The 19,882-nt window shown below is 52.6% G+C and carries 21 protein-coding genes and 1 other annotated feature; of the genes, 10 read left to right on the top strand and 11 right to left on the bottom strand.

From position 1 onward, the window contains the following. Positions 1-117: 117 nt before the first annotated feature. The gene (locus M1L66_RS12905; RefSeq protein ID WP_434693416.1) at positions 118-372 is read right to left on the bottom strand and encodes a hypothetical protein; all 255 of its coding nucleotides are present in this window, start codon (positions 370-372) and stop codon (positions 118-120) included. A gap of 231 nt (positions 373-603) precedes the next feature. On the opposite strand from M1L66_RS12905, the gene aroF reads away from it, so the two are divergent. Genes aroF through aroA form a run of 3 tightly spaced genes read left to right on the top strand, consistent with a single transcriptional unit; the run spans position 604 to position 4,015 of the window. Continuing rightward, positions 604-1,617, top strand: coding sequence for a 3-deoxy-7-phosphoheptulonate synthase (aroF, locus tag M1L66_RS12900; protein ID WP_434693413.1), 1,014 nt, complete (start codon positions 604-606; stop codon positions 1,615-1,617). Further along, positions 1,617-2,714, top strand: coding sequence for a prephenate dehydrogenase/arogenate dehydrogenase family protein (locus tag M1L66_RS12895; protein WP_434693411.1), 1,098 nt, complete (start codon positions 1,617-1,619; stop codon positions 2,712-2,714). The genes aroF and M1L66_RS12895 overlap by 1 nt, the downstream gene beginning before the upstream one ends. A gap of 23 nt (positions 2,715-2,737) precedes the next feature. Then, the gene (aroA, locus tag M1L66_RS12890) at positions 2,738-4,015 is read left to right on the top strand and encodes a 3-phosphoshikimate 1-carboxyvinyltransferase (RefSeq protein ID WP_187020833.1); all 1,278 of its coding nucleotides are present in this window, start codon (positions 2,738-2,740) and stop codon (positions 4,013-4,015) included. Between the two features lie 96 nt (positions 4,016-4,111). Here the strand turns inward: aroA and M1L66_RS12885 are convergent, their stop codons facing one another. The 4 genes from M1L66_RS12885 to M1L66_RS12870 form a co-directional block, all read right to left on the bottom strand. Next, entirely contained in the window at positions 4,112-5,155 is a 1,044-nt protein-coding gene (locus tag M1L66_RS12885; RefSeq protein ID WP_187020834.1) for a reverse transcriptase family protein, read from the bottom strand. 343 nt (positions 5,156-5,498) lie between these two features. After that, positions 5,499-5,942, bottom strand: coding sequence for a DUF2871 domain-containing protein (locus M1L66_RS12880; protein ID WP_117630361.1), 444 nt, complete (start codon positions 5,940-5,942; stop codon positions 5,499-5,501). Position 5,943: 1 nt separating this feature from the next. Continuing rightward, positions 5,944-6,621, bottom strand: a complete 678-nt coding sequence (locus M1L66_RS12875; RefSeq protein WP_434693409.1) for a hypothetical protein — start codon at positions 6,619-6,621, stop codon at positions 5,944-5,946. 2 nt (positions 6,622-6,623) lie between these two features. Continuing rightward, on the bottom strand, positions 6,624-7,208 hold the full coding sequence (locus tag M1L66_RS12870; protein WP_434693406.1) for a TetR/AcrR family transcriptional regulator: 585 nt from the start codon (positions 7,206-7,208) through the stop codon (positions 6,624-6,626). Positions 7,209-7,352: 144 nt separating this feature from the next. Between M1L66_RS12870 and M1L66_RS12865 the strand changes: the two genes are divergently transcribed. From M1L66_RS12865 to ilvN, 3 genes are all read left to right on the top strand, one after another. After that, positions 7,353-7,946 carry a TetR/AcrR family transcriptional regulator gene (locus M1L66_RS12865; protein ID WP_187021360.1) on the top strand — a complete coding sequence of 198 codons (594 nt, stop codon included), beginning with the start codon at positions 7,353-7,355 and terminating at the stop codon, positions 7,944-7,946. A gap of 142 nt (positions 7,947-8,088) precedes the next feature. Further along, entirely contained in the window at positions 8,089-9,822 is a 1,734-nt protein-coding gene (gene ilvB, locus M1L66_RS12860) for a biosynthetic-type acetolactate synthase large subunit (RefSeq protein ID WP_434693404.1), read from the top strand. Between the two features lie 2 nt (positions 9,823-9,824). Further along, positions 9,825-10,322, top strand: a complete 498-nt coding sequence (gene ilvN, locus M1L66_RS12855; RefSeq protein ID WP_320930775.1) for an acetolactate synthase small subunit — start codon at positions 9,825-9,827, stop codon at positions 10,320-10,322. Here ilvN and M1L66_RS12850 read toward each other — a convergent pair. The 6 genes from M1L66_RS12850 to M1L66_RS12825 all read right to left on the bottom strand — a co-directional run bounded on the left by M1L66_RS12850 (position 10,319) and on the right by M1L66_RS12825 (position 16,031). Continuing rightward, positions 10,319-11,410 (bottom strand): lysylphosphatidylglycerol synthase transmembrane domain-containing protein, encoded by a 1,092-nt coding sequence (locus M1L66_RS12850; protein ID WP_434693400.1) that lies wholly within the window; start codon positions 11,408-11,410, stop codon positions 10,319-10,321. The two genes, ilvN and M1L66_RS12850, sit on opposite strands and share 4 nt — an antisense overlap. A gap of 61 nt (positions 11,411-11,471) precedes the next feature. Continuing rightward, positions 11,472-12,206 carry a polysaccharide deacetylase family protein gene (locus M1L66_RS12845; protein WP_434693398.1) on the bottom strand — a complete coding sequence of 245 codons (735 nt, stop codon included), beginning with the start codon at positions 12,204-12,206 and terminating at the stop codon, positions 11,472-11,474. Next, the gene (locus tag M1L66_RS12840; protein ID WP_434693396.1) at positions 12,203-13,306 is read right to left on the bottom strand and encodes an MGDG synthase family glycosyltransferase; all 1,104 of its coding nucleotides are present in this window, start codon (positions 13,304-13,306) and stop codon (positions 12,203-12,205) included. Before M1L66_RS12840 ends, M1L66_RS12845 begins: the two co-directional genes overlap by 4 nt. Before the next feature lie 148 nt (positions 13,307-13,454). Further along, positions 13,455-14,807: a HAMP domain-containing sensor histidine kinase gene (locus tag M1L66_RS12835; protein WP_434693391.1), complete on the bottom strand. Its 1,353-nt coding sequence runs from the start codon at positions 14,805-14,807 to the stop codon at positions 13,455-13,457. Further along, complete coding sequence (locus tag M1L66_RS12830; RefSeq protein WP_002600101.1) at positions 14,800-15,492, bottom strand: response regulator transcription factor; 693 nt, start codon at positions 15,490-15,492, stop codon at positions 14,800-14,802. The genes M1L66_RS12835 and M1L66_RS12830 overlap by 8 nt, the downstream gene beginning before the upstream one ends. 29 nt (positions 15,493-15,521) lie before the next feature. Then, positions 15,522-16,031 carry a cysteine hydrolase family protein gene (locus M1L66_RS12825; protein ID WP_187020861.1) on the bottom strand — a complete coding sequence of 170 codons (510 nt, stop codon included), beginning with the start codon at positions 16,029-16,031 and terminating at the stop codon, positions 15,522-15,524. Positions 16,032-16,184: 153 nt separating this feature from the next. Between M1L66_RS12825 and M1L66_RS12820 the strand changes: the two genes are divergently transcribed. The 4 genes from M1L66_RS12820 (at position 16,185) to M1L66_RS12805 (ending at position 19,767) form a co-directional block, all read left to right on the top strand. Continuing rightward, the gene (locus M1L66_RS12820; protein ID WP_002600103.1) at positions 16,185-16,622 is read left to right on the top strand and encodes a hypothetical protein; all 438 of its coding nucleotides are present in this window, start codon (positions 16,185-16,187) and stop codon (positions 16,620-16,622) included. A gap of 71 nt (positions 16,623-16,693) precedes the next feature. After that, positions 16,694-16,937, top strand: a binding site (T-box leader). 73 nt (positions 16,938-17,010) lie between these two features. Beyond that, positions 17,011-18,087 carry an ABC transporter substrate binding protein gene (locus M1L66_RS12815; RefSeq protein ID WP_434693388.1) on the top strand — a complete coding sequence of 359 codons (1,077 nt, stop codon included), beginning with the start codon at positions 17,011-17,013 and terminating at the stop codon, positions 18,085-18,087. A 26-nt stretch (positions 18,088-18,113) separates the two neighbouring features. Beyond that, a complete protein-coding gene (locus M1L66_RS12810; protein ID WP_187021362.1) occupies positions 18,114-19,001 on the top strand; it encodes an ABC transporter permease subunit in 888 nt (295 codons plus the stop codon). Continuing rightward, entirely contained in the window at positions 18,994-19,767 is a 774-nt protein-coding gene (locus M1L66_RS12805; RefSeq protein WP_117623710.1) for an ABC transporter ATP-binding protein, read from the top strand. Before M1L66_RS12810 ends, M1L66_RS12805 begins: the two co-directional genes overlap by 8 nt. The last annotated feature ends 115 nt before the right edge of the window (positions 19,768-19,882 follow it).

Here is a 19,882-nt window from a genome sequence, read left to right as displayed (position 1 = left end):
AACATTCCTCCTGTTCAGTATTTAAGTCTATGAGGATATTTTACTAAAAGTGTCGGAAAATTGCAAGTAGAATGTGCATTTTGCACAAATAATTTTACTTGCCAAAATATGGGTATCCTACAGAGCCGGGCACCAGGCGGCCAGGGGTCTGTTTTCTCCTTTAAAATCAAGGAAAGACGCGTGATACGGGGCTTCATTCTGCTCCGCTTCATTGGCTCTGTTCCATATCTTTAAGGCGGCCTGCAGAGTGATCTCCACATCATGATAGTAATAGATACCGGCCTGAGTATGAGAAACCACGTCCTCAATCAATAGCCTGGCATCCTGGTTTTCAAACATAACTTCATTTAAATTATTCCTCGTCAGCTTCATAGTATTGATCTTCTCCTTCCTGTCAGGTTTTTACTATTTCGAACATACGTTCTTCTACTTATTTTTATTATATCAGAACATACGTTCTTTATCAAATCTTTTCGCACCGTCTTTGCTAATCTGCGTTAAAGCGTCGAAGTTTAACGTATAAAAGCGTTGACAACTTCTATTCTTTCGATTACAATGGTGCTTAAGCTGTTTTTGAATACTTGTTAAAGAGAGGAAACCGATATGATTATTATTATGAAACCGAACGCTTCCGAAGAGGCGGTTGGGAAAATAAAAAACCTGATAGAATCCAAAGGCCTCCAGGCTCATCTTTCCAAAGGAACGGAGGTCACCATCGTAGGCGTTGTCGGCGACAAGACGAAGCTCCAGGGCGCCAACATCGAGATGGCGGAGGGCGTGGATAAGATCGTTCCGGTCACCGAGACGTATAAACTGGTAAACAAAAAGTTTCACCCGGAGGACTCTGTGATCGAGGTTGGAAATACCAGTATCGGACCTGGCAGGCTGACCATGATGGCCGGCCCCTGCGCCATCGAAAATCACGACATGGTCATCGAGACAGCGATCGCCGTAAAGAAGGCCGGCGCAGAATTTTTAAGAGGCGGCGCCTACAAGCCGAGAACTTCCCCCTACGCCTTCCAGGGGCTGGAGGAAGAAGGCTTACAGTATATGAAGGAAGCCCGGGATGAGACCGGCCTTAATATTGTCTGCGAGGTCACCAGCTTACGGGCGCTGGAGACTGCGGTGAAATACGTGGACATGATCCAGATCGGCGCCCGCAACATGCAGAATTTTGAGCTGTTAAAGGAGGCCGGACGCGCCGGTATTCCGGTACTGTTGAAGAGGGGCTTATCCGCAACCATCGACGAATGGCTGAACGCGGCGGAATACATCGCCTCCGAAGGCAATCCCCGCATCGTGCTCTGTGAGCGCGGCATCCGCACCTACGAAACCGCAACCAGGAACACGCTGGACATCAGCGCCGTGCCGGTTATCCGCGCCAAGAGCCATCTGCCTATTCTCATCGATCCGAGCCATGCAACCGGTGTCCGCGCCTACATTGGGCCGATCTCTAAAGCCGCAGTCGCAGCAGGCGCCGACGGTCTGATCGTGGAGGTTCACCCGTGCCCGTCCTGCGCGCTGTCCGACGGCCCGCAGTCGCTCACCTTTGAACAGTTTGAGCAGCTTACCGAAAACCTGAAACCTTACGCAGCGCTTGCAGGGAGGATATTTTAATGACTGATTCCACCATTGCCTTTATTGGGCTTGGTCTCATCGGCGGTTCCATAGCCAGAGGGATCAAGCGTGAAAAACCGGATACGAAGATTATGGCATACATGCGGACCCGTTCCAGGCTCTTAAGCGCCCTGGATGAGGGCGTGATCGACGTGATACTCGACGGAGTCAATGAACAGTTATTCGATTGTGATCTCATCTTTCTGTGCACCCCCGTGGAATATAACGCCCGCTACCTTGCCGAAATCAAACCATTTTTAAAGCCGGGCACCATCATCACCGACGTGGGGAGCACCAAGACCGACATCCACGAGGCGGTCATCCGGCTCGGGATGGAGGACTGCTTTATCGGAGGCCATCCCATGGCCGGATCCGAAAAGACAGGCTTCGAGAATTCCACGGATCATCTGCTGGAAAACGCCTACTACATCATCACCCCCACCCGCACCTCTTCCCCGGAGGCGGTGGATCGGCTGATATCCGTCGCTTCGCTGATCGGGTCCATCCCCATCGTCCTGGACTACCACGAGCACGATTCCGTCACGGCGGCGATCAGCCATCTGCCACACGTGATCGCCTCCAGCCTGGTGAATCTGGTCAGGGATGCCGATAATCCGGAGGGTCTGATGAAACGTCTGGCCGCCGGCGGATTTAAGGATATTACCCGAATCGCCTCCTCGTCTCCCGAGATGTGGGAGCAGATCTGCATGACGAACCGGGCGCCTCTGGCCGCCGTTCTGGAGCAGTATATCGCCTCCTTAAACGGAACTCTGGAAAAGCTCAAAGCGGGTGACAACCAGTATCTCTCCCGGCTGTTCGAGACTTCAAGGGACTACCGGAACTCCATTTCCGAGCGGAACCAGGGCTCTGTCACACCGGAATATTCGTTTACCGTAGACATGGCGGACGAGGTCGGCGCGATCTCCACGCTGTCCGTTATCCTTGCGGCCAAGGGCATCAGCATTAAGAACATCGGCATTAACCACAACAGAGAGCACGGGGAGGGCACGCTCAAGATTATCTTCTACGACAAGGAAACCATGGACATGGCGTGGAAGCAGTTAGAGCGCTACCATTACGACCTGGTGCGTGTCTGAAAATTGATATACGGAGGAACACCATGAAATTTAAAAAGGCAAGCCCGCTTAAGGGTGAAGTACATATTCCCGGCGATAAATCCATTTCACACAGAAGCGTCATGTTCGGATCGATTGCAAAGGGGACGACGCAGATCAGCCATTTTCTTCAGGGGGCAGACTGCCTTTCCACCATCTCCTGCTTTCAGAAGATGGGCGTGGCCATCGAAAATAACGGCGATTCCGTCATCGTCCGCGGCAATGGGCTGCGAGGCTTAAAAAGGCCGGATACCGTTCTGGACTGCGGCAACAGCGGCACCACCACCCGCCTGATATCCGGAATCCTGTCAGCACAGAATTTTGACGTGACAGTGACCGGCGACGAATCCATACAGAAACGCCCCATGAAACGAATCATAGAGCCTCTTTCCCTGATGGGCGCCCAGATTGAGAGCCTCCGTCAAAATGGCTGCGCGCCCCTGCATATTACAGGCAGGCCCCTTCAGGCTATCCATTACCATTCCAGGATACCGTCCGCCCAGGTAAAATCGGCCATCCTTCTGGCCGGACTCTATGCGGACGGCGAGACAAGGGTGACGGAAGACTATGTGTCCCGCAACCATTCGGAGCTCATGCTCCGCTCCTTCGGCGCCGATGTGAGGTGCGAGGGCACGACAGCCATCATCCGGCCGGCCGGGGAACTCTACGGAAAACAGATTACGGTTCCCGGCGATATTTCGTCTGCCGCCCCGTTTCTTGCTGCGGGCCTTTTGGTGCCGGGTTCCGAACTGCTGATCCGCCAGGTGGGAATCAATCCCACCAGAGACGGCATTCTCCATGTCTGCCAGGCCATGGGCGCCGGCATAACGCTGATGAATGAACAGGATGCCTCCGGGGAACCCACCGCTGACATTCTGGTTAAAAGCAGCAGCCTCCACGGCACGGTCATCGAAGGAGCCATCATCCCCACTCTGATCGATGAGCTTCCCATGATCGCGGTGATGGCCTGCTTCGCGGAAGGCACCACCATCATCAAAGATGCGGCGGAATTAAAGGTCAAGGAATCCAACCGTCTTGAAGTCATGGTGAAGAACTTATCCGCCATGGGGGCCGATGTGACCGAAACTGAGGATGGAATGATCATCCGCGGCGGCAAACCGCTGCACGGCGCGGTGATCGACAGCCTGCTGGATCACCGCATCGCCATGACCTTTGCCGTCGCAGGGCTCTGTGCGGAAGGCGAGACGGAGATTCTTGGGGCAGAATGCGTGAACATCTCCTATCCTGGTTTTTATGAGGATCTCATGAAGTTAATGAGATAATACTAGTGCCGCAGTATTTTCAGTTAAAACAGTCAAACAAAAATGAGCAGAGAAGACGCCATGCTTTCCGTCTTCTCTGCTCAAGTTTCTATTCTCTTACAGGACTCTGTTCAGAAGTTGTACTCCGGTACAAGAAGCCTGTCCCTGATACTCTTTCAAAAGCGTTTTCACAGCCTCTTCCGCCTCCATAAACCAGACGTCTCCGGGTGTTACGGACAGGACGAATCCGATTTTCCCTAACAGGGACATCAGATATTTCACCTCTCCGGCCTCTCCCAGTTCCAGATATTTCTTCTCTGACCTGCTCCTTATATGCTCCCGCACGCCAAATTTCCGGCAGTAATAAATATCCTGCCTCAGCTCTCTCCGGTAGGCGGATGGAACCGAAACGCTGTCGTTGACCACAATTCCTGTCACCGTCTGTCTGGTATGGCGGGTAAGGACCTTTGTCTTTGACCGGTTGAGTTCAAAACCCATGGCGTCCAGAAATCCTTTCACCTTCCCGATCACCTCCGCCGCTGCAAAATCCCCGGAAAATGTCATGTCATCACAGTAACGGCTGTATACAATATCCCGCTCCCGGCACCACGCCTCCATGTATTCGTCAAACGGCTTCATCACCAGATTCGATATGGCAGCCGAGGCCGGCGATCCCTGGGGAAGCGTGTCCCTTAAGCAGCAAAGCGAGGTCAGAAGCGTCCCTACCGGGACAGGAAAATACCTGCTGTTAAATGCCCTCTGCTGCACCATGGAAAACGTAATAGTTCCGAAAAAATCTTTGATATCCAGCTTCAGCACCACGTTTTTACCCGTATGGCGCGCTGCATTATCCCGGATAGACGCGCCTCTGTGGTAAGCCGCCGCGCAGGGCGACAGCTCCAGCCCCTCCAGAATATGGTGAAGGATATTCCGCTGTATCGTCTTAAGCAGAGGGTCCGGCGCCTGAATCTGCCTCACGCCTCCACCCTTCTTCGGAATCCGCAGCCGGTTATAATGTTTTTCTGTATGATTGCTCACGGCATACAGGCAGGATATAACCTTATCATCGGTCCACTCCTCCCCCTCCAGAAGCCGGAAGGAAAGAAGCATCTCCCTGCAGTGCTCCGCCGTGCAGTATTTCCACAAATCCGGTTCGTGCATAGGTAGTCCCTCACTCAAAATGACATGGCAGCTTTCCTGTCTTTCAGCCGGCTGCCCGGATTCAAAAGATAAAACGACAGGAAATCATACGAAAAAGGATGCCGTAAGATGCGAAGATGTACAAGCCGCAGGCGTAAGCACATGAAATGTGCGGATGTACTTCGGAGCAGATTACGGTCTCTTGACCTTAAAATAATGACATTCCTGACAGCGGCTCGCTGCCCGGCCGGATCTCCTTTATGGTTCCGGAAAAGCTATGATTCCCTGCCGTCTTATATTTCTTTATTCTAACACACAATGAGACCGCTTGCAACCGTCCGCCTCCCGGCCCTGCTGTAACACGTTATGATTCTGCGACTGCCTTTTTCAGCATCACGAAATAGAGAATAATCCCGACACCTGTCATAATATGGCCGAGGCCGGCGATTCCCGATATGGATGCATCCATGGCACGGCTCAGCTCTAAGGCGCGCACCTGGGCAATGCCCCTGACAATCAGCATCACCACCGTTACGGCGATGCCCGCATTATAGATTCCAAAGAACAGACCAAACCGCTTCTGCTCCGTCACCGCCGCATGAAACTCAAACAGCGCGGCCACAAGGAAAACGATCATTCCCAGCAGGAATAAGTGAGTGTGCACGAAGGCCAGCGTCGTTCTTCCGGAAAAGCCGTTAAACTTCGTGAATTCACGGTAGAATACGCCTCCCGCCATAGCCAGCAGCGCATAGACCAACGCGGTGTTTACCAGCTTTAATACTGCTTTCTTTTTTCTGTCATTTGTCATATTACTTCTCCTTTCTCTGTCCCGGCTGTTTCATCTCCCGGTATCCCATGACCACGATCCACACGTAAGCGCAGGTCTTGGGGATCATAAGCGCGCCCACCGCCGGGATGGTATCCGCCCACAGCACAACCGGAATATAGAATCCAAAGCTGAGTGCAATCGCCAGCCACATAAAGCCAAAGCCCGAATCCGCCGTCTCCTTTGCCTTCCGGTAAAAGAGGACAATCATCAGAAGTCCCAGAACTGCAAATGGAATATTGCGGTAAATACCCCAGGAGAGCGGTGCGCTGGCGCTTAACCAGTCATTGCCCGGCATGAAGCACAGGAATACCCTCACAAGGGCCAGCCCCCATACGACGGCAGTCAGACCGTTCTTTCCCTCCACGCGGTACCGCATCTTCCATATGTAGTACAGAATCACATAAAATACGGTCATCGTCACAGAGGTTACCAGCTTTCCAAATCCAAGGGCCGCGGCGTGATTCGCCAGCCCATCCGTACAGAGGGCGTAAGCGCGGGGCACTAAGTGAAATGCGTCGCCGCATCCCAGAACCACTGCCATGATTCCAAACAGCTTAATCTGCTTTCTCTCTCCCGCTCCGGTGATCATACGCACTCCCAGCGCAATCACCGTACATAAATATACAATGTCAAAAATTGTTTCCATTACTGCCTGCATCGTCATACTTCCTTTCCTGTGTCTGCATCTGTCTTATAGATCAGACGCCTCATAATCTCTTCAAAATAAGCCGGATCTTCCTGATTCTTCAGAAGAAGAACCATGTTGGAGAAGGCAAAGGATATGAACCTTTCGGGTGTAAATGTCTCGTTCCAGACCTCCGGTGCCACCCTGTTGTCGCGCTCCAGAATACGGAGCATCCCTTCCTTCATATGTCCTAAGTAAAATGCCTCCAGCTCTCTCCCTCTCTTCTGATCGGTCTTGCTGAGCACCTCCATCTCCTTTAAAAACTCCTCACGGAAGCTTCCCAGGTTTTCGCGCAGGCGGAAATGGATATCGTGGACACTTCCGATAAAATCACCGCTCTCTGTGTCAAAATGACTGCCATGAAACACATTACGCCAGAAATCCTCCATAACCGCCCCGATTAAATCCCCTTTGGAAGGGTAATAATTGTAGACCGTACCGATCGCGATACCGCTCTCTGAGGCCAGACGGCGTATATTCAGATTTCCAATTCCTTCTCTGCCCGCGATCTCTTTCGCAATCGCAAGCAGCTCTTCTTTTGAAGTTGCTGATTTCTTCATATGGACCTCCTTCAATATGAACATTGTTCATTATACTACGTAACGGCCATTTTGTCAAACAGTTCTGTCGTACTTTTTCTTGACATCCCGTCTTCTTTCGGATAGAATGTAATGAAAGTAAGTACTTGCATGGAGGTGGAATACATGGATGATACCAGCCAGAGAATTGTGGACGCGGCCATGGAGCTGATCCGCGACAAAGGGTATGTCGCCACTACCACAAAAGACATTGCAAAGCAGGCAGGCGTCAACGAGTGCACGCTCTTCCGCAAATTTGCAGGAAAGAAGGACATCGTGCTGGCCGGCATTGACCAGGAAAAGTGGAGGGCGGACGTCACCCCCCTGGCCTTTGAAAACGTCACGTGGGACTTGCGAAGCGATTTAGAGATGTTCATGAACGCGTACATGGACCGGATAACCCCGGATTTCGTCAACCTCTCTATCGGCCTGCGCGCGCCCCAGATCTACGAGGAAACGGCCCCGTTCATCATGATGATTCCAAAGGCCTTCGTCTCCTCTCTCATCCGGTATTTTGAACAGATGGTGGAGAAGGGGAAGCTGAGTCACGGAAGCTATGAATCATGGGCCATGACAATTTTCTCCGCGACCTTCGGTTACACGTTTCTGAAAGCGTCTTTCGACGACAGTCTGTCCAAAATCTCACGTCACGATTACGTCAGAAACAGCGTCACGGTCTTTCTGGAAGGAATCGGCAGGTGGGAAAATCCCGAACAGTGAAGAGCGATCACTCGCACGCTCTGCGTACGAGTCACCGTGACAATCATACACGGTACCGCCATAAGACCGCGGTACCAATTTTATCCCGCATATGACAGCAAGTACTTGCATTCACATTATATTTTAGAAGGAGGCAGTGATCATGCAAATCACAGGCGCACAGCTTTTTGTAAAAGCACTGAAGGAAGAAGGTGTCGAAGTCCTGTTCGGCTATCCCGGCGGGCAGGCCATTGACTTATTTGACGCGCTTCACGGAGAGACCGGCATCCGTTTCATTCTCCCCCGCCACGAACAGGGACTGGTTCACGCCGCCGACGGCTACGCCCGCTCCACCGGCAGACCCGGAGTCTGTCTCGTAACCAGCGGCCCTGGCGCGGCCAACTTAGTGACAGGCATCGCAACGGCCAATTACGACAGTGTTCCTCTCGTCTGTTTTACCGGCCAGGTTCCCACCAGCCTGATCGGCAACGACGCCTTCCAGGAGGTCGACATCACGGGCATCACCAGAAGCATCTGTAAATACGCGGTAACCGTCCGGACGAGGGAGAGTCTGGGGGAAATCATCAAAAAGGCGTTCCATATCGCCACGACCGGAAGACCCGGCCCTGTACTGGTGGATTTGCCCAAGGACATACAGAGGGAATACGGCAGCAGCTGCTATCCCGACCAGGTAAAAATCCGGGGATACCGGCCAGGTTTCGCCGTACACGGAGGCCAGATAAAAAAAGCCTTAGAACGTTTAAATCAGGCGAAGCGGCCGGTCTTTCTGGTGGGAGGCGGCGTCAATATCGCCCGCGCGGAAGAAGCCATGACACGGCTTGCCGAGCGTACCGGCGTGCCCGTTGTGACCACCATCATGGGAAAGGGCGCCATCCCGTCCACGCATCCGCTGTATGCGGGCAATATCGGGATTCACGGAAGCTTTGCCGCCAATTCGGCGGTCAGCGGCTGCGACGTCCTCTTCTCCATCGGCACCCGCTTCAATGACCGCATCACCGGTAAGAACGGGGAGTTTGCCAGGCATGCATCCATCATCCACGTGGACATCGATCCCGCTTCCATTTCCAGAAATATCGCCGTCGATATTCCCATAGTCGCCGACGCCGGAGCCGCCATCCGGGCCCTCCTGGAAAAAGCTGTTTTGCTGGACACCGGCGCCTGGAGGAAGCAGATCGATGGCTGGAAAGAGGCCCGTCCCGTCACCATGAAGCGGGAGGGACTGACAGCGGAATCCGTCATCCGGTCCATCAACCGCCTGAAGGGCCCGCTCTTCGTCGCCACGGATGTCGGTCAGAACCAGCTGTGGGCAACCCAGTTTCTGGAGCTGAGCGAGGACCGGCGCCTTCTGACCTCCGGCGGGCTGGGAACCATGGGATACGGCCTCCCCGCCGCTCTCGGCGCAAAAATCGGGAACCCGGATAAGACGGTAGTGCTTATCACAGGGGATGGCGGGTTACAGATGAATATGCAGGAACTGGCCACAGCCGTGGTCTGCGGGCTTCCCATAATCATCTGCGTGCTTAACAACGGCTGGCTGGGCAATGTGCGCCAGTGGCAGGAGATGTTTTTCGATCACCGCTATTCCGCCACCTGTCTGCGCCGGAGAAGCAGCTGCCCTGCGGTCTGTCAGGAGCCCGGACCGGACTGTCCGCCGTACACGCCGGATTTCATCAAGCTGGCCGAAAGCTTTGGAATTATGGGGATCAGGGTGACGAAGGAGGAGGATATCCAACCGGCCCTTCAGACCGCAGAAGCCAGCAAGGACGCGCCGGTTCTGATCGAATTTCTGATCGCCTGGGATGACAACGTGCTTCCCATCGTACCGCCGGGCAGTCCGATCGACCACATGATTCTGGAAAATGAGAGGGGAAGATAACGATGAAAAAGCGTTGGATCAATCTTTACGTAGAAAATGAACCCGGCGTCCTGGCCTTAATTGCCGGCCTCTTCTCCGGAAAATCCTATAATCTGGAGAGTCTGACCGTGGGACCTGCCGAGGATGAGACGGTTTCCCGCATGACCATCGGGCTGACCAGCGACGACCAGACCTTTGAGCAGATAAAAAAACAGCTCGCCCGGCGTGTGGAGGTCATCAAGGTCGTGGACCTTACGGAGACCGCCACGCACTGCGAGGAGCTGATGTTCTTAAGAATTCATGACTGTTCGGAGGACGATATCCGGGAGCTGTTTCGCATGGCCTCAGTCTTTCATGCCAGTGTCATCGACTACTCCCCGTCTTCCGTTCTGTTGAAAAGTGTGCGGCCGGAGGAGGAAAACAGCCTTCTCATCAGCCGGATGCAGAAACGGTTTCCGAACCGGATCTTTTGTCTCCGCGGAGGCAGCGTCGCCATACCGGCTCTCAGCCCTTCGGATTAGTGCAAATCTTCACTAACGCTGAACTGCTTATACACAGGGCCATGCACCCGGCTGCGGACCTCTTTTTCCTTTTTCGGAGTCCCCTTCTTCCCGATATGGAGGGAGGCAACCGCCAGGCCGCTGACCGCAAGAAAGCCATAGAAGCTGATGCCCCGGCTTAACACCATGACGGGGAGCAGCTGGGATGAGCTTAAGAAACCGCTGAACATCACCAGGAAGCCGCTCTCTGACGCCCCCACCGCTCCGGGCAGGGGGACGGCCGACACTGCAAGGCTCACGATGGACTGAAGCATAATGAAGTTTACCAGACCCACGCTGCCCAGGCCGAGGGCCAGACAGGCACAGTAGGAGGCCATATACAGGAAGGTGAGCTGGCAGAAGGTAAACACCGCCGTCTTCACCGCAGCCATCGGATATTTCCTTAGATATGCGCCGCCCTGGCTGTACTCTTCGATCATGGAACCGGCTTTCTGTGCGGCCTTTTCCCCATCAAAGGAAGGAAAATGGGCAAGCAGACGGAGTACTCTGTATACCAGCCGCTCCACAAGCGGCCTGCAAAACAGAATCAGCAGGATAAATGCCACGGAAATCCCGTTTGCCAGAATCCCGAAACAGATCAGGAGCTTAAGAGCCAGCGGCAGTCCCATGAGATACGAAAACTTAAGCAGCCCCATACCCACGCCATAAGCCAGCGCCATCAGCTGATACATGGCCGTAATCGTCAGCAGCGCGAACGAGCTTCTCGCGGCGCTCAGCCCGTCACGGACCAAGTAGTACAGCTGCATGGGCTGGCCGCCTGTGGATGAGGGCGTGATCGAACTGAAATAAAAGCCTGCAAAGGAGTACTGCATGGCTCTCTTCCACGGCACACTTCCTCCCCACGTCCCCGCCAGGAGTCTGATCACGGCCGCCTCACAGCCGACAAACAGAACCATGAGAAAAAGCCCCAGCAGCACAAAACGTAGGTCCGCGTTCTTTAAAACCGTCCACAGGGTTCCCATGGAATGGTCCTTTAACAGTATGTAACACGTCACTCCCGCCAGCACCACCATGGCCGCCGTGCAGAGGAGTGAATTTTTCCATTTCATGGTTTTCTGCTCCAAATCGATTCTTCCTTTCTTTATCTGAAATCACTTATGTGGCAATCATCTATCTGAATACAGCTTCCGAAGGAAGTATAAACCGATAGCCCGCCTCTTTTAACGCGGGGATCACATAAGTAAGCGCTTCCAGCGTCTTCTCCGGAGCTCCGGGCGCGCCTCCCGTGCGTCTTCCTCCGTCGTGAAGGCAGAGGATGGATCCGTCCTTTACACGGCTCAGACACTTCTTTCGGATCGAGCCTGCCGTGGCTCCCCTCTCCCAGTCTTCGGCCATCACATCCCACAGAACCATCTTCAGCCCGTATTTCCTCACAAAATGCCAGGAAAACAGGTTCGTCAGCCCCCAGGGCGGACGATACCAGATGTCGGAGATGCCTTTTCGCTTCATAAATTCGCTTCCGGTGCGAAAATCTTTTCTCGTGTGCAGATATCCTCTCACCATGGCGTTCTGGTGGTCCATGGAATGAAAGCCCACCACATGGCCTTGGGACAGCATACGGTCGATCAGCGCTTCCTCTTTTACCGCCTCTCTTGTCACCACAAAGAAAGCTGCCTTCACCTCCTCCTTCTTTAAAAGGTCGAGAAGCCGCCCGGTATAATCCGGATCGGGACCGTCGTCAAAGGTGAGCATCACCGTCCCGGGAACTCCGGTTCTTCGCAGTACCGCCGGATTTCTGTGTTTATGATACAAGGACGGAATTACGGAATGCACTGTAAATCCGCCGGCCAGCAGTCCGAGGGCTGCGGCCAGTCTGCTCCATTTCCATTTTCTGTTCCATTTCATCCCGTACATAACGCTCCTTCCGGTCCTTCGATCAGGGCGAGCACCTGCCCAATTACGGTCTGGTCGTACTCTCTCTTCAAACGGTCTACATTTGCCTTCATGGCGTCCAGAAGCGTATCATCCTGTACGATCTTGCTGATCTCCCGGACACAGTCCATGGGATTTTTCTCCAGTATCATCCCGATACCGCGGCCCACGATAAAGCCTGTGTTGTTGATCTCCTGCTGGAGAAACGGTTCAAATACCAGAAGCGGCGTTCCCGCATGAATCGTCTCAAACAGGGTGATTCCGCCCGGCTTCGAGATCACCACATCGGCCTCCTGCATATAGCGGTACACCTCGTTGGTATATCCGATCACATCGATATTCTCGTATTTTCCATGAAGCTTCTTGTAGATTTCCTGATTCTTTCCCGTGATCACCGTAACCCGGATGTGACCGGAATCGTTCAGTTCCTCGTAGAATTCATTGCTCTCAGGCAGAATTCCGAGACCGCCGCCCATGATCAGGATGTGCTTCTTCCCATCCGTCTCTTCCGGCCGCTCTTCCCCGTAATCGAATTCCGGCCTGACCGGGATTCCATAGACGTAAATCTTCGTTTCCTCTACGCCCTTTTCCGTCAGCTTCGTCCTCACCATGCGGTCGGGAACGAGGTAGCAGTCTGTGGCGCCGTTGATCCACTCGGAATGGCTGCTGATGTCCGTAATGCACGTTATTAACGGCATCTGGCTGCCCGTCACCGCCTTATACCAGGACATGATCTGGGAACAGAGGGGCAGGGTTGAGATGACCGCATCCGGCTGTTCCTCCTCCAGCAGATTTTTTATTTTCTTTAAAAACCATGGAAGAAAAACCGGTTTCAAATCGGGTCCCTTACGTTCCATATGATTATAATACTTATTATACGTTCCGCTGCAGTGAGTGACCATGACGCCAAAGGCGTGATAAACCTTGTCGGAATAATAAGGCATTGCATACTCAAAAATATCGCGGATCACGATGTCAGCCTCGGGATTCACCCTCGAAACACGCTCTGCCAGCGAAAAAGCGGCAGAATAATGGCCCATACCAAATTTTCCAGTCAAAAAAAGAAGCTTCATATCCGCACCTCATTTCATTCTTCTTTATCCTGGTTTTAGTATGAGCCATAAATCTTTAGAAACGGCTGTAAAATTTCTGAAATTTTCTTCAGAAATTCTTATCATGTCTGCTGTTTTTTCTTTTTGAAACAGAAAACTGCTCCTCGCTCTATTCTTTCTCCGGAAGCTTCATCGATGTGTGATAGCGATAGTCATGGCTTTCGTAAGTAAAGCTTCCTCCCATCTTTTCAATCATCTGTTCCGACGCCTTGACGCCGATTCCGTAGCTTTCCACCTCGATCTCCTCGTTCCGTATGGGATTCTCGATGTTCAGGCAGACGAAGCCGTCTGAAAGCCTGACCTCCACGGACACGATGCCGTCTCTGCGCGCGTACTTTTCGATATTCGTTCCAATATTATTCAGAACACGTTTTAACTGGACCACATCGGTCTCCACCGTAAACGGCGTCTCAATCTCGTAGCGCACCTCGGTACGGAAGCCGTGTTCCTCCAGGGATTCCGTCAGATCACCGATCAGCTGCCCGAACAGCTCATTTCCGTCGTACTCCTCATTTTTCAGGGAAAAACGGTCTCCTGTGGCATAAGAATAGCTGAATAAATCGTCCATCAGGTTCTTCATATGGTATGCCTGGCGCTTCGCCTTCTCCATATAGAGGACGGACTCATCCGCCGTGCATTTGCCGGCCGTAATCAAATCCAGGTAGAACAGAACCGAGGTGAGCGGTGTCCTTATATCGTGGGACAGGGCTGTCACAATCTCGCTCCGCTCCTGTTCAATCCGGTCCTTTTCCTCGATCTCCTTGTGCAGGCTTTCACTCATCTGGTTGATGCTGTCTGCCAGGGAATAGAGTTCATCCCGGCCTTTTAAGGGAATTTCATACCCTACAGAGCCGGTCTCCAGGATGTGGATCCCCTTCTCGATCTGACGGATGTACGCCAGTTTTTTCTGAAGCAGTACAAGGAATACCACGACGAAGCAGACCGCGCTCATGCCCGCTCCCAGAACGAGAATCAGCGTCCGGAACCTGGCCTCAAAGTAAGCCCGGATCAGGATCTCCCCGTCCCCGTCGGCAAACCTCACCGGATAGGTAACTGCTGTCCCGTGGCGGTATAAATACCCGTACTGAAACCCCGGGTGCTCGTCCTTAAGCTCGGTCTTCAGCTTCTCATTATCCCGGTCCATGGTATTATAGTAGATGCGGTCCCGCTGATATACCGTCAGGAACACATACCAGTTCTCGGAATTCCAGTCACCGATGGTCTCCCCGTCTCCGATCTCCACATGATTTTCCGTGACGAAATCCTGAAATTCCTCTGCCAGAAGCTTCGTATGCCGCTCATAATAGTTCTTCTGGTCCGTCATCATGCCGGCCAGAAGCCCCATGGCGTTCGTCACCGCCACATAGCAGAGAAAGGCGGCCGCCGCCGCGATCACCACATCATACAGCGTGGCAAGGCTTAAACGCGTGGGATTCGCCATTTTCTTAAGGAAATTATTCAATATAATACCCCCGCCCCCACATGGTCTTTATGTATTCCGGATTCTGCGGGTCCTTCTCGATTTTCCTCCGCAGATTCCTGATGTGGACCATCACATTGTTGTTGGCGGAGTAAAAATACGGTTCATTCCAGACACTCTCGTAGATATTTTCCGAGGAAAAGATCTTTCTCCGGTTCTTTAACAGGAGGACGAGAATGCAGTATTCCCTGGAGGTCAGATTCACATCACGGCCTTCCACGGTCACGGTCCGTGTGTCCTGATCCACGGAAAGGTCCCCCAGCACCAGACGGTTGTCCGGCGCGGCGAAGCTCTTTCCCTGGTAGACGAGATACCGACGCAGAAGCGATTTGCACCTGGAAAGAAGCTCCGAATAGGAAAAGGGCTTCGCCAGATAATCGTCTCCTCCCGCCGAGAAGCCCATGGATTTATCGGAATCCTGGGTGCGGGCCGTTAAAAACAGGATGGGCGCCATGGACTTTTTCCGGATCTCGGAACATGCCACATAGCCGGACTTAACCGGCATCATCACGTCGAGAATAATTAAGTCGATGGTGTCGTCCGCCAGCATGACCGCTTCCTCCCCGTCTCCCGCCGTCACCACCTCGTACCCTTCTCCGGTCAGAAGTATCTGCAGAATCTCGATGATCTCCTCGCTGTCATCCGCAATCAATATTCGCTGTGCCATCGCGCAGACCTCCTTTCCCGATCCGCCGCTTACTGCACGGCAATGTGGCACATCTTCATCGCGTTTAAGGCATTTTTATGGCTCTCCGGCGAGACTCCCGCACAGCATGAGGAATCCACGAGAACCGGCACCTCCGGGATCGCGGCCTTCACCAGCAGCGCGTTGGAGATGACGCAGATATCCGTACAGACTCCGATCAGCATGACAGACTCATACGGCCGTTCCTGAACGTATTCCATAAGGGCGGTGCTTCCGAAGGTATTCTTCTCAAACCGCTTCCCCTGAAATTCCTTTAAGGAGGAATCCAGCTCCCAGCCATCGGTGCCCCTGATACAGTGGGGAACCGGCAGATTCTTTCCTTCCTGGGTCTCCATATACTTTTCATCGTGGGTATCCAGCGTGAAGATCACATCCTCTCCCGCTGCCTGATACTCCTCGATCATCTTTTTTACATTGGGCACAATCGCCTGCGCCTCGGGACTTCCCAGCGCGCCGTCTATAAAATCCTTCTGCATGTCCACAACAATTAAGAGCTTCATTTGTCAAACCTCCATTTTTACAGATATTTGCTTTAGTTTACCACAATTTGATATCCTTAGGAAGATATTTCCTCGATTTTTCCCGCAGGCCGTAGTATACTGAAATCAGAAACGGCTGCTGTGCCGTAACGAACCAGAAAGAAGGATATTTGTATGGAAGAGAAAAAAAATCCCTTTGCATCCCTGTCGGACAAAGAACTGGAGGCCATGTTAAAAAGGCTGGAGGACTCCAACGAACGCCAGGCCTCCTACGCGAAAAAGCAGTACCGGATGTCCCAGATTACCGCGCTGGCCAGCATTCTGATCCTTGCCATCGTCATCTATACCTCTGCAACCATCATCCCCCGTGTCAACCGGCTTTTCGACGATGTGGAGACGGTGATGGACAGCGTGAACGTGGTGGCAAAAGAGCTGGAGGAGGCGAATTTGGGCCAGATGGTAACGGATATCGACAACCTGGTAACCTCCAGTGATCAGAGCGTGAAGGAAGCCCTCCAGCAGATTAATTCCGTGGATATCAAGACACTCAACCAGGCGATTCAGGACTTATCCAACTTAATCAGCCCGCTGGCGCGCTTTTTCGGAAAATAGAGGAAATACGAAGGAATTTAAAAATAGTTGTTGACAAATCCACTTTGACGCATTAATATAATAAGCAATAAAATAAACCGTTGAAAAAGAGGAGTAAGCTATCCCACAATATTTCAGAGAGTCGCCGCCGGTGTGAGTGCGATATAGAGCAGACAGCTGAATGGACTTTTGAGGGCGGTCCTGAACCATCAGGTAAGTAGGGACCGACGGAGACCACAACCGTTATCTTCGTGGCATATATGTTGGTATATGAAAAGCGGACTTCTATGGAAGTCAATTTGAGTGGCACCGCGGATTTGTTAATTCGTCTCAAGTATGTTTTTAGAACATACTTGGGACTTTTTTTATGTTTAAATTAAAATATATGATTCATGAGGAGGAAACAATTATGAAAAAATCAATGAAAGCACTCTTACTCGCAGCGATGACGGTAACCGCACTCGCGGGCTGTTCTTCCAAACCGGCGGATCCGACGACCGCCGCCACCGAGGCTGTTACGACCACTGCCGCCGATACGACAGCCGCAGAAGGAGCCGCTGCCGAGGACGGCAAGTCCTACACCATCGGCATCGGCCAGTTCGCGGAGCACGGCTCCCTGGACAACTGCCGCGAAGGCTTCTTACAGGGACTGGCAGACGAGGGAATCGTCGAAGGCCAGAACTTAACCATTCTCTACGAAAACGCACAGGCGGACGGCGGAACAGCCAGCCAGATTATCAATAATTTTATCTCCAAAAAGGCCGATTTAATCTGCGCCATTGCGACTCCGATTGCACAGGCTGCCTACGGCGGAGCGAAGAAAGACAACGTTCCTGTCATCTACACGGCTGTAACCGATCCGGTTGCCGCGGCGCTTGCAAACGAAGACGGAACACCTGTCGGCGAAGTAACCGGCACCAGCGACAAGCTTCCGGTAGAGAAGCAGTTAGAGATGATCCGAAAGATTCTTCCGGACGCGAAGAAGATTGGCATTCTCTACAGCACCAGCGAAGTTAACTCCGAAACCGCCATCGCCGAATACAAAGCCGCAGCTCCGGATTACGGATTTGAGATCGTGGAAGGCGCCGTAACCTCCACCGCCGATATTCCGCTGGCTGCCGACAGCATCCTGGAAAAAGTGGACTGCTTAAACAACTTAACCGACAACACCGTCGTAAGCTCTCTCCCGATGATCTTAGACAAAGCCTCCAAGAAAAACATTCCGGTATTCGGAAGCGAGGTGGAGCAGGTCAAGATCGGCTGCCTGGCTTCCATGGGTCTCGATTACGTAGATTTAGGAATTCAGACAGGTAAAATGGCCGCCAAAGTGTTAAAGGGCGAAAAGAAGGCCAGCGAGATGAACTTCGAGGTGATCGAGGAAGCTGCATTCTACGGCAACAGCAAAGTGGCCGGGAACCTGGGCATCACACTTCCGCAGGAATTAACGGATTCCGCGGCTGCTGTCTTTGATGAAATTACACAGTAATATACTACTTCTCCTGGAGGAAAGCTATCATGTCAATCATACTTGGCGTTTTTGAAGAAGGCCTGGTCTATGCCATCATGGCACTGGGCGTCTATATCACATATAAGATTCTGGACTTTCCGGACTTATCCGTGGACGGAACATTTCCGCTTGGCGGAGCCGTAACGGTCACACTGATACTGGCCGGGGTTAATCCGGTGCTCACGCTGTTCGCCGCATTTGCGGCCGGCGTCCTGGCCGGATGCGTGACGGGATTCATTCACGTAAAATTAAAGGTCCGGGACCTGCTGTCAGGTATCATTGTCATGACCGCCCTCTACTCCGTCAACTTAAGAGTTGCGGGTAAATCTAACGTACCGATCTTCACCAGCGATTCGATCTTTGAAAATGATTTTGTAAGCCGTATTTTTCCGGCCGGCATCAGTAATTTCACCGTCGTTATCATTCTCGCCGTGATCGTAATCCTGGTAAAGCTTTTGCTGGACCTCTATTTAAAGACACGGTCCGGCTACCTGCTCCGGGCAGTCGGCGACAACGACACGCTGGTTACCTCTCTTGCCAAAGACAAGGGTATGGTAAAAATCGTGGGGCTGGCGATTGCCAACGGCCTGGCCGCACTGGCCGGCTCGGTCTACTGCCAGCAGAAGGGCTTCTTTGAGATCAGCATGGGTACCGGCACCATCGTCATCGGCCTGGCAAATGTTATCATTGGTACGAAGCTGTTCAAACGTGTGGGCTTTGTCAAATCCACAACGGCTGTCGTCATCGGCTCCATCATTTACAAGGGCTGCGTCTCTCTCGCTATCTATATGGGCATGGAGGCCTCCGATTTGAAGCTGATTACGGCCGCGCTGTTCCTCGTCATACTCGTACTCAGCAACGGCAGGGAAAAGAAGGTGAAGAGTCATGCTTGAATTAAAACAGATCAATAAATACTACAATCAGGGAACCGTCAACGAGATGTGCCTCTTCGAGGACTTCAGCCTGACCATCAAGGACCGCCAGTTCGTCTCCGTGGTCGGAAGCAACGGCTCCGGTAAGACTTCCATGTTAAACATCATCTGCGGAAGCATTCCGTTGGACAGCGGACGCATCATCATCGGCGGGAAAGACATCACCAGCATGCCGGAATACAAGCGTCAGCGCCGCATTGGCCGCGTATACCAGAATCCGGCCATGGGAACGTGTCCGCACATGACAATCCTGGAGAATATGGCTCTGGCCGACAACAAGGGCAAGCCCTTCAATCTCCTTCCGGGTACGAACCGCCAGCGAATCAATTACTATAAAGAACAGCTTCATTCTCTCGGACTGGGTCTGGAAGATAAGCTGCATGTAAAAGTCGGCGTACTCTCCGGCGGCCAGCGCCAGGCCATGGCGCTCTTAATGTCCACCATGACTCCCATCGAGTTTCTGATTCTCGATGAGCATACAGCCGCGCTGGACCCTAAGACAGCCGAGGTCATCATGGAGCTGACGGACCAGATCGTAAGGGAAAAGAACTTAACCACGATCATGGTTACCCACAATCTGCGCTACGCCGTGGAGTACGGCGACCGCCTGATCATGATGCATCAGGGCAGCGCCATCATTGACTCTGCCGATGAAGACAAGGCTTCTCTGAAGGTGGACGATATTCTGGACAGATTCAATGAGATCAGCATCGAATGCGGAAACTGATCTCTATTCCAGAAACGTTTTTCTTTTTATAAAGCTTTTCATTACAAAGAAATACCGCTGCCAGAGGAATCTTCCATTTGAAGAAATCCTCCGCCAGCGGTATTTTACTTTTTAT

It is taken from the genome of Hungatella sp. SB206 (genome assembly GCF_051132295.1).
GTDB classification, from domain to species: domain Bacteria; phylum Bacillota; class Clostridia; order Lachnospirales; family Lachnospiraceae; genus Hungatella; species Hungatella effluvii.
This window is presented reverse-complemented; position numbering and strand designations above follow the sequence as displayed.

Bases quoted from the DNA above. Each gene is read 5' to 3' on its own strand.
- M1L66_RS12905 (WP_434693416.1), bottom strand. From the start codon at position 372: ATGAAGCTGACGAGGAATAATTTAAATGAAGTTATGTTTGAAAACCAG.
- aroF (WP_434693413.1), top strand. From the start codon at position 604: ATGATTATTATTATGAAACCGAACGCTTCCGAAGAGGCGGTTGGGAAA.
- M1L66_RS12895 (WP_434693411.1), top strand. From the start codon at position 1,617: ATGACTGATTCCACCATTGCCTTTATTGGGCTTGGTCTCATCGGCGGT.
- aroA (WP_187020833.1), top strand. From the start codon at position 2,738: ATGAAATTTAAAAAGGCAAGCCCGCTTAAGGGTGAAGTACATATTCCC.
- M1L66_RS12885 (WP_187020834.1), bottom strand. From the start codon at position 5,155: ATGCACGAACCGGATTTGTGGAAATACTGCACGGCGGAGCACTGCAGG.
- M1L66_RS12880 (WP_117630361.1), bottom strand. From the start codon at position 5,942: ATGACAAATGACAGAAAAAAGAAAGCAGTATTAAAGCTGGTAAACACC.
- M1L66_RS12875 (WP_434693409.1), bottom strand. From the start codon at position 6,621: ATGCAGGCAGTAATGGAAACAATTTTTGACATTGTATATTTATGTACG.
- M1L66_RS12870 (WP_434693406.1), bottom strand. From the start codon at position 7,208: ATGAAGAAATCAGCAACTTCAAAAGAAGAGCTGCTTGCGATTGCGAAA.
- M1L66_RS12865 (WP_187021360.1), top strand. From the start codon at position 7,353: ATGGATGATACCAGCCAGAGAATTGTGGACGCGGCCATGGAGCTGATC.
- ilvB (WP_434693404.1), top strand. From the start codon at position 8,089: ATGCAAATCACAGGCGCACAGCTTTTTGTAAAAGCACTGAAGGAAGAA.
- ilvN (WP_320930775.1), top strand. From the start codon at position 9,825: ATGAAAAAGCGTTGGATCAATCTTTACGTAGAAAATGAACCCGGCGTC.
- M1L66_RS12850 (WP_434693400.1), bottom strand. From the start codon at position 11,410: ATGAAATGGAAAAATTCACTCCTCTGCACGGCGGCCATGGTGGTGCTG.
- M1L66_RS12845 (WP_434693398.1), bottom strand. From the start codon at position 12,206: ATGAAATGGAACAGAAAATGGAAATGGAGCAGACTGGCCGCAGCCCTC.
- M1L66_RS12840 (WP_434693396.1), bottom strand. From the start codon at position 13,306: ATGAAGCTTCTTTTTTTGACTGGAAAATTTGGTATGGGCCATTATTCT.
- M1L66_RS12830 (WP_002600101.1), bottom strand. From the start codon at position 15,492: ATGGCACAGCGAATATTGATTGCGGATGACAGCGAGGAGATCATCGAG.
- M1L66_RS12825 (WP_187020861.1), bottom strand. From the start codon at position 16,031: ATGAAGCTCTTAATTGTTGTGGACATGCAGAAGGATTTTATAGACGGC.
- M1L66_RS12820 (WP_002600103.1), top strand. From the start codon at position 16,185: ATGGAAGAGAAAAAAAATCCCTTTGCATCCCTGTCGGACAAAGAACTG.
- M1L66_RS12815 (WP_434693388.1), top strand. From the start codon at position 17,011: ATGAAAAAATCAATGAAAGCACTCTTACTCGCAGCGATGACGGTAACC.
- M1L66_RS12805 (WP_117623710.1), top strand. From the start codon at position 18,994: ATGCTTGAATTAAAACAGATCAATAAATACTACAATCAGGGAACCGTC.